General features: G+C 40.0%; 12 protein-coding genes. 6 read left to right on the top strand and 6 right to left on the bottom strand.

Going from position 1 to position 11,739, the window contains the following annotated elements; genetic code table 11:
• Window positions 1-87: 87 nt before the first annotated feature.
• The 5 genes from FQV30_RS13300 to FQV30_RS18005 form a co-directional block, all read right to left on the bottom strand.
• Window positions 88-435 (bottom strand): MerR family transcriptional regulator, encoded by a 348-nt coding sequence (locus tag FQV30_RS13300; protein ID WP_146500636.1) that lies wholly within the window; start codon window positions 433-435, stop codon window positions 88-90.
• A gap of 209 nt (window positions 436-644) precedes the next feature.
• Window positions 645-947, bottom strand: coding sequence for a TIGR04104 family putative zinc finger protein (locus tag FQV30_RS18380; protein WP_146500635.1), 303 nt, complete (start codon window positions 945-947; stop codon window positions 645-647).
• Window positions 948-1,489: 542 nt separating this feature from the next.
• Window positions 1,490-2,425: a formimidoylglutamase gene (gene hutG / locus FQV30_RS13290; RefSeq protein WP_146500634.1), complete on the bottom strand. Its 936-nt coding sequence runs from the start codon at window positions 2,423-2,425 to the stop codon at window positions 1,490-1,492.
• 140 nt (window positions 2,426-2,565) lie between these two features.
• Window positions 2,566-2,829 (bottom strand): hypothetical protein, encoded by a 264-nt coding sequence (locus FQV30_RS13285; RefSeq protein WP_146500633.1) that lies wholly within the window; start codon window positions 2,827-2,829, stop codon window positions 2,566-2,568.
• A gap of 24 nt (window positions 2,830-2,853) precedes the next feature.
• A complete protein-coding gene (locus tag FQV30_RS18005) occupies window positions 2,854-3,012 on the bottom strand; it encodes a hypothetical protein (RefSeq protein ID WP_186725656.1) in 159 nt (52 codons plus the stop codon).
• Between the two features lie 276 nt (window positions 3,013-3,288).
• Between FQV30_RS18005 and FQV30_RS13280 the strand changes: the two genes are divergently transcribed.
• Window positions 3,289-3,939, top strand: coding sequence for a hypothetical protein (locus tag FQV30_RS13280; RefSeq protein WP_255473460.1), 651 nt, complete (start codon window positions 3,289-3,291; stop codon window positions 3,937-3,939).
• A gap of 64 nt (window positions 3,940-4,003) precedes the next feature.
• Here the strand turns inward: FQV30_RS13280 and FQV30_RS13275 are convergent, their stop codons facing one another.
• Window positions 4,004-4,345: a hypothetical protein gene (locus tag FQV30_RS13275; protein ID WP_146500631.1), complete on the bottom strand. Its 342-nt coding sequence runs from the start codon at window positions 4,343-4,345 to the stop codon at window positions 4,004-4,006.
• A gap of 216 nt (window positions 4,346-4,561) precedes the next feature.
• On the opposite strand from FQV30_RS13275, the gene FQV30_RS13270 reads away from it, so the two are divergent.
• The 5 genes from FQV30_RS13270 (at window position 4,562) to FQV30_RS13250 (ending at window position 11,730) form a co-directional block, all read left to right on the top strand.
• Window positions 4,562-5,404 carry an aldo/keto reductase gene (locus FQV30_RS13270; protein ID WP_146500630.1) on the top strand — a complete coding sequence of 281 codons (843 nt, stop codon included), beginning with the start codon at window positions 4,562-4,564 and terminating at the stop codon, window positions 5,402-5,404.
• A gap of 62 nt (window positions 5,405-5,466) precedes the next feature.
• A complete protein-coding gene (locus FQV30_RS13265; RefSeq protein ID WP_146500629.1) occupies window positions 5,467-5,748 on the top strand; it encodes a YciI family protein in 282 nt (93 codons plus the stop codon).
• Between the two features lie 394 nt (window positions 5,749-6,142).
• A complete protein-coding gene (locus FQV30_RS13260; RefSeq protein WP_146500628.1) occupies window positions 6,143-7,753 on the top strand; it encodes a DUF2075 domain-containing protein in 1,611 nt (536 codons plus the stop codon).
• A 394-nt stretch (window positions 7,754-8,147) separates the two neighbouring features.
• Window positions 8,148-10,202: a restriction endonuclease gene (locus FQV30_RS13255; RefSeq protein ID WP_146500627.1), complete on the top strand. Its 2,055-nt coding sequence runs from the start codon at window positions 8,148-8,150 to the stop codon at window positions 10,200-10,202.
• Between the two features lie 487 nt (window positions 10,203-10,689).
• Window positions 10,690-11,730 (top strand): RES domain-containing protein, encoded by a 1,041-nt coding sequence (locus FQV30_RS13250; protein ID WP_146500626.1) that lies wholly within the window; start codon window positions 10,690-10,692, stop codon window positions 11,728-11,730.
• Window positions 11,731-11,739: the final 9 nt, after the last annotated feature.

Here is an 11,739-nt window from a genome sequence, read left to right as displayed (position 1 = left end):
CAACGGAATAATTTGAGCGGCTGAAGAAGCGTGTTATGTAAATGAAAAAGAAAATTTGTAGACCATTAGCCGAAGAAACATGAACGTTCACTTTCTTCCGCTTTGCCGGAAATGGGAGTTGATCTGGCCTTGGATCAGTTCTTTGTTTGAAATGGAGCTCCTTTCAGCTCGGTTGAGGTCTTCCAGTATCTCGCTTGTGCGGACGCCTTCTTCCACTTTTTCTGCAATCTCGATAAGCTTTTCAATATCGGAAAACGAGTATTTCCGGTTGCCGGTTGCTGTCCTGAAAGGAAAGATCAGTTGTTTCTGTTCATAATAACGGATCTGCCTTTCCGACAATCCCGTAATCTCAGCCACAGTGCCAATCATCATAACTTTTTTATCTCGTAAAGACTCAATCAAATGACTCACCCGCCTCTGTGAAATTCTCTTCATGTTATGTATTCTAACATTGAAGTGATGAAATTTCGAGGTTTTGAGAGAAAATTTGATGAATAGAAAGAAATTTAATGGTTTTGTCAGTTTATCTAACATTAAATTTTGGAGAAGTGGTTCATAGTAATAAAATGATTATGCAGTTATTTTAAAAGCATTATGGAATGAAATCTAACCGGTTACTTACCGATTTCATTTACAGGAGAGCATTACCAAAGTGGTTCTTCTTTATTCGATAACTCATACAGAAAAGGAGAAACCAATGTGATTGCTATGGTCAACGGGAGACCTATCACGATCAGCTCTTTGGTAGACAAGTGGAAAAAATAAGAAGACAAAATTAGAAACGGGGCAATGATGGAACACAATAGGCCTACCCGCATTCTGGATTTTGCCGTGGCAAATTGCCTGGCCCCGCAAACAGGGCAAATCATTCCATTATTTATCTTAAGGGTCTTCTTGAATGTTGTTTTCCAACTCCACTTATGGGTGCAATTCTGGCATATCGGCATGTGAACACCTCCGGTTGAATAAAGCGTTGTCGCTTATAGTATAGATACGGGTGAAGCGGGAAGAAGTTACACGCGGCTTTTTTAAAAAGTGATGTAGAACAAGACTGGGTTCATGTAGAGCGCTCGGCTCGTCATGTTAGGAGCGATGGAGTGCATGAAGAAACTCGAATCTTTCATGTAAGAACCCGAAAACTTCATGAAGCAATTTTTTCCAAGCAATTTTTTCTGTAAGAAGTGACGCTAAGGAATAAAAAGCTGTTCGCCCGGCGAACAGATTCCTTATTGTTTTTGATCTTCGCTCTTGGAGAGACGAATTTCTGGAAAGTGATGTAGAACAAGAGAAAGTTCATGTAGAAAACTCGACACGTCATGTTAGAACCGATAGAGCGCATGAAGAAACCCGAATATTTCATGTAAGAACCCGAAAACTTCAGGAAGAAAATTTTTCCAACCGACTTTCTTCCATAGATAGCGACACCACTATCCAATAACTCCACATAAAAACGCTTCAGCCATTTGGAGCTGGAGCGTTTCTGTTCCCTTCAATGAAAAGCGGCCATCACTTCAGCGACCAGGTACGCGGCGAGCTTCGCCGTCTTGCCATTGTCGTCTAACGCTGGATCCACTTCGGATACATCGAAGCTGCGCACTTTTTCGTTGGAGACGATGTGCCACAAGAGCCGGCGCACCACCGCCGGATCGAGCCCGAACGGGGAAGGGGCAAGGACGCCCGGCGCATAAAGTGAGGTGATGGAATCCATACAAAGCGTGATCAGGATATGGTCGTAGTTCTCGCAGAACGAGTCGATAATCCTTTGTGTGTTCTGCAATTCCAGTAAGGTCAGGGCTTCCGCAAGAACGTATTCCACGCCCAGCTCTTCTGCATAGTTGAACAGCGTTTTCGTGTTGCCAAGCGGCTGGATGCCGAGGAAGAGATAGCCTGCGTTGCCGTCCTGTTCCAAAATCTGCCGGAACATGGTGCCGGAGTTCGGGCGCGCCGCCTTGCGCAGGTCAAAATGCGCGTCGATGTTGATGATGCCGATTCTCGCATCGGGTCCGACAGTTCGGCGAAGCCCCAAATAGTGTCCGTAAGCCGTTTCGTGTCCGCCGCCTAAAATGATGGGAACCGAGCCGCTTGCCAACAAAAGGCTGACGTGGTTGCCGAGTTCGCGCTGGGCTTTTTCCAGTTCGTTGTTTTTGCACATCACCGACCCGACATCAAATGTCTGCCGGTCGCCGAGGTGGTACGGGAGATCCGCCAGATGACGGCGGATTTCATTCGCGGCGTCAGCGGCTCCCGCTTGCCCGCCGTTTCGCTGCACCCCTTCATCGCACTCAAAGCCGATGATGGAAAATGCGCCCTCCGGCACATCGTACGTGTCCATAAATTCGATTGTCTGATGAAAACGGAAACTGCTGCGGTCGGTTTCGCTGTCCACGCGTCCGTGCCAAAAATGCTTTTTCGGTAACTTGTACAAACCCAACACCCCGAATCAATGAAATTTATGCTTTTGTTAACTTTATTGTAATGAATTTGGGCTCTCTTTACTAATCCCAAAAAAAATCTTTTCGAAACTCATGCCTTTGAAAGGGAGGAAGTGAAAACAAAAAAGCAAGCTCAACGATGGAGAGCTTGCTGTGCGCGGTATTCATCTTCTTTTGCTACATAGAAATCATATTGCGATGGACTCGCCTTGAAATTATTGAAGCTAGGCGAAGCCCCGTTCATAGCCGAATGGGCATTGGCGCCGCCGCGAATCACCGTATCATAAGAGACCTCATGTTCGGTGAATTTATTCGCCGCATCCAAATACATCTTATTGCCAAACGCCGTATAGACAAGGCATTTTCGTTTGAAAAACAAAAAACGGAACAATCCCATATTGACCAGCCCTTTCCTGCAAACTCACCTTCTCCGCAATTCCTCCGCAATTTCCTTCAATAAGGAATTGCGCTCTTTGCCTTGCTTCAAAAAAGCGAAAACCACGTAAATTCCCACCGCAAGCGGAATCAATGAAAACAAAATTGAAATGATGGGCAATAACATAAACAAATCTCCAGACATGGTAAAACCTCCCTTGGTCTAGAATACGGAATAACAAGAAAAGAGTTTCAAGATTTAGGGGAATATATGTAAGAACCAGATAGAAATATATTTGCAGCTGGCATCAAAAAGTGCATGAATGCTTGAAACGTACCTGTTAAAATGGACGTAATCAAAGCTTCTGGAATCGGCTGATCGGTGTCTTGGGATGAAACAACATAAATCACTAGAGGCAGGAAGGATGTGAGGATCAGGTGGATAGGATCATTCTGCGTTGCTGAAAGGAAGAGGTTCGAAATGAAAGGGATAATGAAGGGTTTATGGATTTTGGCTGCTTTAGTAACTTTAACGGGCTGCGCCAGCCAAGAATCCGCAACGGCTCCTTCAGGGAACAGCCCTGCTGCAGAATCTAAAGATGCGACTGGAACAGCGGAAAGCGAACCGGCAAATGAAACGGAGGAAAAGGATATGGAGAAAACAAACGGCTCTTCTTCAGAAGAATCCATCCAGACAAAAACAGCTAGTGACGCCACAAAAACCGCAAAGGACCAACAAGGCAAAGGAGCGCTATCCCAATACTCAAGTGAAGAAATCGAATACGCCAGAGTCTGGCTGCAGCTTGGGGCGAACCAGGATATCGACGGATTGTACGTCCAGCCCATTCCGGCAGGCGAGCCGCTGAATCCCGATGACGAAACCAGCGGCACTTATCCGGAAGACGTCATCCAGCTGGCGGGATCCCGCTTGGTGGACGGGTCCATCACGTATAGCGGCAACGGTGACGGCACCATCAATGTCTACAACGTGCCGCTGCGCTGGGACGGCGAGTATCCGGCGGGTGAAGAGTTCTACGCAGAGATCATCGACAATACAGAACTAGTAGCCGTTGACGTGGGTGGCGATGAAGAAGTCATCCGGTTGATCAAGTTGTTGAATATCGAATCATAAGTTGCTAAAACAAATCCAAAACTCCCCTTCAAGCAGAACGTGTCAGTCTGTTGAAGGGGAGTTTTTACGCGATCGACTCTTCTTCCGGCGGACCGAGCCGGTTGGTTAGGATGTTGTAAATCGCCTTGAAGTGCCGGCCTTCGTACACCATCTCGTTATAGGAAGCGGAGCGGATGATGGCTTCCTTATCCACTTTGACAACTTCGATCTGGACCGTATTGCTGCTGCCGGTCTCGTCGATCTCGCGCTGCTTTTCCTTCATGAACGCTTTCGTGTTCTGTGGTTCATAATGCTTGAAGGTCTCAATCACTTCATTGAAAATCGTCACCGTGTCCTCCTGGCTATTGAACAGCCAGTAATAATCCTTCTTTTCGCTTGCCAGATGGAGATTGAGTTGATAATGCATCGTATTCCTCCTTGGGGAATAAAATCTTCGAATGGGTATAGGGTTCTATACCCGGTTTTGATTGTTTTAAAGAGGGCGGCGAAAAAATTCTATTTGCAAAAGAGAAGAAGCTGATTTTTCTCTCACTGTTCCACTTTAGTGCCAATTACAGAATTGTTTGATTTTACCACCGTCCAGGAGTAATCTTAAGTTTAGAAACGAGAGGAGTGAAACCTAATGGAAAAAGCAATACCAGAAGTGACGCTGAACGACGGAACAACCTTGCCGGTTACCGGACTGGGTACATATGGACTTTGGGGCAATGCAGGAGCAAACGCCATTAGCAGCGGAATCAATGCCGGCTACCGGCTGATTGACACGGCGTACAATTACGAGAATGAAGGAGCGGTCGGGGAAGGCATCAAGCGCAGCGGCATCTCCCGCGAGGAATTGTGGATTACGTCCAAGCTGCCGGGCCGCTATCATACATACGAAAAAGCATTGGTTGCGATTCAGGAATCACTGTACCGTTCCAAGCTGGATTACCTGGATTTGTATATCATTCACTGGCCGCTTCCAAGGCAAGACCACTACGTGGAAGCGTGGCAGGCGCTGATTGATGCGAAGAAATGGGGACTTGTCCGCTCGATCGGTGTGAGCAACTTCTTGCCGGAGCACCTGGAGCGCATTATACAGGAGACCGGAGTGACGCCGAGCTTGAACCAAGTTGAATTGCATCCGTTCTTCAACCAGGAAGAGCAGCGGAAAGTTCATGAGGAACGGGGCATCCAAACGCAGTCGTGGAGCCCGCTTGCCAAGTCAGCAGACATTCTATCAAATGAAACGATCGGCAAGATTGCCGAGAACCACAATAAGACTATTGCACAGGTTGTGCTGCGCTGGCATCACCAGATCGGCTCGGTTTCGATTCCGCGCTCCACTTCTCCACAGCGGCAGCGGGAAAACATAAATATTTTTGATTTTGCTTTAAGTGAAACCGAAATGAGTGCGATAGCAGGATTGTCCCAGCCGGACGGCAGATTGAATAATATGGATCCGGCTACGCATGAGGAGTTTTAAAAGAATCATTGAAAGAATGGCTTTAATGAAAGTAAAACTATCGAAAAGGGGAAATGGATCTAATGGCTCATTACGCAGTTCTTTTGCCTTTAGTGGATAAGGAAAAATCGGATCAGGAAAGACCGGCACACTTAGCGTTCCTTGATGAAATGAAGCAAGCCGGCCATGTATCGGCATTCGGCCGCTTTGTTGACGGCTCAGGCGGTTTGGTAATATTCAATGCTGAAACTTATGAAGATTGCAAGGCTCTTGTCAAACAAGATCCTTTTGTTCTGAGCGGTGCACGGAACTATGAAATTCATGAATGGGGTTTGCTTTTTGCGGATTTGAAGTTGGAGAGTTGAGGGAGAAGAATAAATAGAAAAAGCGAATCCAAATGGGTTCGCTTTTTCTTATGGAGCAAAATTTAAAACTCCTCATCTTTTACTTTATCTATTGTAAGCAACAACTTTTAAGAAGGAATAAGACAGGTTGGAAAATTGAAGTAATACAATCAAATTACACTTAGAACTCCGTAGAAATAAGCATCTAAATAGTTCGCAAGGTTATATAAAAAATAGCACTATACTAATTACAAAAAATTTTCCAAAAGTAGTAAAAAGATAGTTAAATAATGCTAATATTAAGGTAATGATAAATGAAATGTAGTTATAGTCATGTCTTTTTCTAATAAGAATTTCTTTCGGTATATAGAAGATTTTTTCTACTCTAATCAATAGTTAGAAAGGCACGATAAATATGGGATTAGTTGAACTAAAAACATGGGATTTTAATAGAGGTTCCTTGAATCAAATCAAAAATGAACGTTATTTTGATTACCCGGTGGTCTATTTTCTTAACAATAATACGACTGTATATATTGGAGAAACGGTAGCGTTTAAAAATCGAATGAAATCGCATTTAAATAATAAGGAACGGAAAAACTTAGAGAAAATGACCCTCATTATTCACGAGGAGTTTCATCGCTCAGCTACTTATAACCTGGAAACTAAATTGATTAATTACTTCTTAGGTGATGACCGTTATAAACTGCAGAATAAGAGTCAGACTGCACAAAGCGTAACGCACAACTATCATAATAAGAAATTCTACGACGAAGAGATATTCAATGATATATGGAAAGAACTATTGAAAAGGGAAATGGTTAATAACCCTGCTCACGTAATTGAAAACAGGGATATATTCAAACTTTCTCCTTTTAAAGAGCTGACGATGACGCAGCTCGAGCTTAAAACAAAAATTCTGGAAGTATGCGAACAACACATCAATGATGATGAAACGTTTGTATTCATGGTCAAGGGCGAAGCCGGTGTAGGGAAGAGTGTAGTCCTAAGTTCCGTATTCAACAGCATCCAGGAGCTGGCGGCTGATAAAAACTCCAGTCTTCATCAAACGAAGAATTATTTGCTCGTCAATCATTCAGAAACGCTGAAAACGTATAAAAACATTGCTTCCAATGTGAAGTTTCTTAAAAAGAATAACTTTGACAAGCCTACAAGTTTCATTAACAAACAAAAGAAAGCTGCAGAAAAAGCGGATGTGGTTTTGGTCGACGAAGCACATTTATTGCTGAGCAGAGCGGATGCTTTTAATGGATTCAATGAAGACAATCAACTGGCAGAAATCATCAAGCACAGCAAAGTCGTCATCGTTGTCTACGATGAAAAACAGGTCTTAAAACTGAAAAGCTATTGGGACGAGGAGCGGCTGAAAAACGTAGTGCTCGACCATCAAACCGAAGAGCCCTATATTTTAAAAGAACAGTTCCGCATGAATGCTGGAGACGATGTGATCAACTGGATCGATAATTTTGTAGAGAAACGAATTGGCAAGCTTCCGAAAGATAAGCTGTATGATTTTCAAATATTCGATTCTGCAAAAGAAATGCATAATGCCATAGTGGAAAAGAATAAAGAACACGGACTCTCCAGAGTGGTTTCGACATTCGATTATGAACATAAGAAAGACGGCGAGCAATACTACATTAGAGAAGACAGTCTAGAAATTCCCTGGAATTCCACCGATACCAAAAACACTTGGGCAGAAAAGCCGGAGACAATCAAAGAAGCGGGATCCATCTATACGATTCAAGGCTTCGATCTGAATTATGTAGGCGTGATATTGGGTCCGTCAGTTACTTATGATGAACAGAATGATTGCTTGAAGATCATTACTGAAAAATATAGCGATACCGAAGCTTTTAGAGGAAAAGATGGCATTGAAAATGTTGAAAGAGCGAAAGAACAAATCATATTGAATTCGATTAATGTGTTGATGAAGAGAGGGATAAAGGGGCTTTATGTTTATGCGAGTGATGAGGAATTGAGGAGGCGGCTTTTAGGGTTATAACAAGAAGGGTTATAACAAGAATGGAAAGCGTCTTATACTAAAGAAAAACAGATATTCTATTTGATGGAAATTCGATTTTAAAGTATTAAACTCTCTCGTGAAATTCACTAGGATATTTCTATTAAAAGGTATTGTGTTGTTGGCAGATTAGACAAGGAAGTGGAACACTAAAAGAGAAGTCGAAAAATTCCGAGAGTCGTCATAGCGGGTGTTTTTGATTTCAATTTTCCCGTGTACATAGTGACACATAACGATCTTGGCTAAGACGCTCTTCCTAAAGAGTAAAATAGAGCATATGTATCCATATTGTCCAGAAATTCAAGATGAAGTATGTCAGTGTTATCATTAAAATAATTTATATATAAGTTCATAAGAAAGTCAGAAGGTGATTATAGTGTTTACAGTCAACCCAAGTGAATATCCAGAACACAGAGAGTGGAATGCTAAAGTTTTTTCCATGCCTAAGATCCCAAGAGGTGATTTAGGACAGTTTGCAATTATACGGGCAATTTTAAAAGCCTTAACAGAGAAAGTTCCTTACAATACTAAAATGAAGTTCTCAGGAAGCACTAGTAATTCGACTCTAGAAAATTTGTGTATATGGTTAAGACCCCTAGGAGTAATCTACAAAGAAGATAGAGTATGGAAGATTTCAAATGAGGGAAGAAAACTTCTAGAGTCCGAAGATGATTTATATTTAATGGCTATATTCTGTGCCAACATAAGATTTATGGCCGAATTGCTTGTGCAGCTTGAGAATCCATTAACTTCTAATGAATTGCTTACAATAGCAAATAAAGATTATAAATTGAATTGGAACACTAAATCGGAAGTAGGAAATAGATTAACCTGGTTTAGACAATTAGATTTAGTAAGTTTTAATGATTTTAAAAATACGTATTATTTAACTGAGGAAGGGAAGAAGTTTTTAGAAAATATCAGTTGTGTAAATCCTGATGATATCGAAGTTCTTGGTGACAAAACAATTAACGAACTGGAGGTACCTGTTTCTAGTTGGGCGGAGAATTTAATCCAAAAGAAGTCAGAAGAACCAATTATTCGAAAGCCCTCTGTAGGTTATATTCCAGGTAGTATTCCAGAAATATGTGAAACATTTGATGGCTTTATTCAATTAATGTACTCCAGCGTTAATAGGGAGACTTTTCTGAAATATTCACATGAAACATATAATATAGCAATTTCTTCAGCTAATGCATTTGCAACGACTATGACAAATTTAAATTTTTTAGAACGGACTTCTAGAGATACATATCAAGCTACCTCATTAGCAAAAAAATGGCTAATTAATAAATCACCCGTAGATTTAGTGTACTGCTTGCACGTTAATGTATTATTTATATTCGAATTACTGAAAGAACTTGAGAGAGAAAGTTTAAATTTTAAAGAACTTGCTGTAATTGCGAAAGTATCCTATGGTTTTGAAACCGAAAGAATAGATGAAATAAGAAAGAGAATCAATATTATGCAACTGGCTTTACTTGTACAAGAAGAAACTCCTGGGAAGTATGCTCTAACACAAAGAGGAAAAAATGTTCTTAAAGAAGGTGTATTACAGAAAAGTCGAGAATTACCCAAGGTAAATGAAATAACAAAAAAAGTAGAAATTATAGAAGATAATCTAACTGTTAATGATTATTTAACAGAGCTTCGCTTAGCTTCTAAAGAGTCTTCTAATCCCATAAGATTTGAAAAAGCTATAGCATCAGCACTCTCCATATTAGGGTTTAATGTGGTAAGGCATGGAGGTTCCGGAAAAACAGATGTTTTTATACAGTCACCTAGCATTCCGAAATATTCTTTTAGTGTAACTGTCGATGCAAAATCAACTCAATCAGGATCAGTGACAGAAGGACTGATTAACTTTGACACATTAAAAGATCATAGAAAAATGCATGGAGCAGATTTTATAGCAGTAATTGGATTTTCTTTTCAAGGAGAACGGTTAATTAAAAGAGCTATTGAACATGAGGTTGCCTTAATAGATATTGAGGATTTAGAAACTTTAATTCGACTTCATAATGAAATACCACTTCTAGTAAACTCATACAAAAAGATATTTTCTCAAAGAGGAAAAGTTAATGTAAGTATCCTCGAAGAAGACCGTCGAGAGATTCACAGATCTGGAATTCTGCTACAAACAGTTATGGAGTGTTTGATTGAGGAAAGTTTAGATCCAGTAACAGAGGGACTTCTTCACGATAAAGATATTTATAGATCGTTGAGATCTTACAAGAAGTTTGATTCACCTCCACTACTAACAGAAATATCTGAAATGCTTCAGTTTCTATCGTCACCTTTAATAGGAAGTATTGGACGTTCTAAAGAAGGATATTATGCTTTGGGGACTCTAGCTGACGCGATGAATAAGTTTAATTTTTACGCTAAATCTTGCTCAGTAAATTCATTAGAAATTAATAAAGGTTATTAGCTAAGTTGCCAATTTGCGGGTGTGGTTTATTCATTTTATTCATCCATATAAAGCGTAAAAGAATTGTACGGAGCACAGGGAACATTTGGAGACAGATGGAAATACATCTTAGAATGTTTCTAATTATCAAATGATCATTTTTTATTCATAAGAAAGAGAATCCTGCCCCTAAACTCTTCTGCCAAATACTTTCCTGTAAATGATAAACTGAAAAGAATGATAACGCTATGAAAGAGCTTGTTAAGGAATACAGGATGGTATACTTACTAGAAACAATCTCGCAACTAATTCTGTCGCTTTCTGGGAAGCGAAATTTAATTTAGACTATATGCATAGCCACACCGGCTACATCCACATTTCGGTTGTGGTTCTTTCTTTTTATTCATCTATATAAATTGTTTGGGAATTGTATGGGTCTCAGGGAAGCGAAGTTCATTACGACGGTATCAAATGTGACAGGATATTAACTTCAAAGGAGGAAATTTTGATGAAAGTTTGCTGTGAAAAATGCTTTAATTACGAACCGTTTATTACCTATATTAAAAAAGAAGGTATTATGGGAAACTGTTCATTTTGTAAATCTGAAAAAGTATTTACTATTGATGTTCAAGATGGCTTTTTTGATAGTAAACTGTTTATTTTTGCTCATAAATTTTTGCCGCATGATGCTGGCTTTGAATTAGAAAGGTTTTTCACTAAACAAATAGACTTATTAAGTAATTCTTTATCACCTATTTCTGCGAAAGAACTTTTATTCTATTTATTTCGTAAAAGCATAGGGAAAGATTTATTAGAAGGAACTTTTAGCGTTAGGTTTGAAGATAGTATAATTCGAACATGGGATAATTTCAAAGAAGACATTAAGCACGGCAACCGTTTTGGTTTTGGAATTGTAAGTGAGCTAAAAGAATTGCTTACTGAAATAATAAAAAAAAATGAAATGTATTTGGAAGCAGACAAGCTCCTTTATCGTGCAAGATTAGGGAAGCTAGAGAATAGTCATGGGTTACCATATGAAGATGACCAAATTATGAGTCCTCCCAAGTATTTAGCATCTGAGGGGCGAATCAATCCAAAGGGAATCCCTTACTTATATTTAACCACAAATGAAAAAACCGCAATTGCAGAAGTGAGACCATACAAGGGGAAAGAAATTTCAGTTGCAACTGTAAAAATTAAAAAAGATATTAGAATCTCATCATTCAACAACACCACATTTCATGGCGAAACTCTCTTTAAACAATTCCAGCTTTACTCGTTAACCAATACTATAAATATGGAACTCTCGAAGCCTGCTGATGAAGATACTAAATATTTCAACTATATACCTACTCAATATATTGGGGAGTTAGCAAAATACCTTGATTTTGAAGGTATTGAATATAGAAGTGCATTAGAAGAAGGGAAAAATTATTGTTTGTTTAATCAAGATAAGGTCTCATGGACAAATAGTATATTGTATAGAGTTAAACAATTAAATATAATCTCCGAACCTATAGATATGAGCGGAACAAATTGGAGAAGGTAGCTTAAACAA

The sequence above is a fragment of the Planomicrobium sp. CPCC 101110 genome (assembly GCF_007859395.1).
Taxonomy (GTDB): domain Bacteria; phylum Bacillota; class Bacilli; order Bacillales_A; family Planococcaceae; genus Planococcus.
This window is presented reverse-complemented; position numbering and strand designations above follow the sequence as displayed.

What these genes read in the sequence shown, in the direction of transcription:
- FQV30_RS13280 (WP_255473460.1), top strand. Translation starts at nt 3,289, where the DNA reads ATGAAAGGGATAATGAAGGGTTTATGGATTTTGGCTGCTTTAGTAACT.
- FQV30_RS18005 (WP_186725656.1), bottom strand. Translation starts at nt 3,012, where the DNA reads ATGTCTGGAGATTTGTTTATGTTATTGCCCATCATTTCAATTTTGTTT.
- FQV30_RS13265 (WP_146500629.1), top strand. Translation starts at nt 5,467, where the DNA reads ATGGCTCATTACGCAGTTCTTTTGCCTTTAGTGGATAAGGAAAAATCG.
- FQV30_RS13270 (WP_146500630.1), top strand. Translation starts at nt 4,562, where the DNA reads ATGGAAAAAGCAATACCAGAAGTGACGCTGAACGACGGAACAACCTTG.
- FQV30_RS13300 (WP_146500636.1), bottom strand. Translation starts at nt 435, where the DNA reads ATGAAGAGAATTTCACAGAGGCGGGTGAGTCATTTGATTGAGTCTTTA.
- FQV30_RS13275 (WP_146500631.1), bottom strand. Translation starts at nt 4,345, where the DNA reads ATGCATTATCAACTCAATCTCCATCTGGCAAGCGAAAAGAAGGATTAT.
- FQV30_RS13260 (WP_146500628.1), top strand. Translation starts at nt 6,143, where the DNA reads ATGGGATTAGTTGAACTAAAAACATGGGATTTTAATAGAGGTTCCTTG.
- FQV30_RS13250 (WP_146500626.1), top strand. Translation starts at nt 10,690, where the DNA reads ATGAAAGTTTGCTGTGAAAAATGCTTTAATTACGAACCGTTTATTACC.
- FQV30_RS18380 (WP_146500635.1), bottom strand. Translation starts at nt 947, where the DNA reads ATGCCGATATGCCAGAATTGCACCCATAAGTGGAGTTGGAAAACAACA.
- FQV30_RS13285 (WP_146500633.1), bottom strand. Translation starts at nt 2,829, where the DNA reads ATGGGATTGTTCCGTTTTTTGTTTTTCAAACGAAAATGCCTTGTCTAT.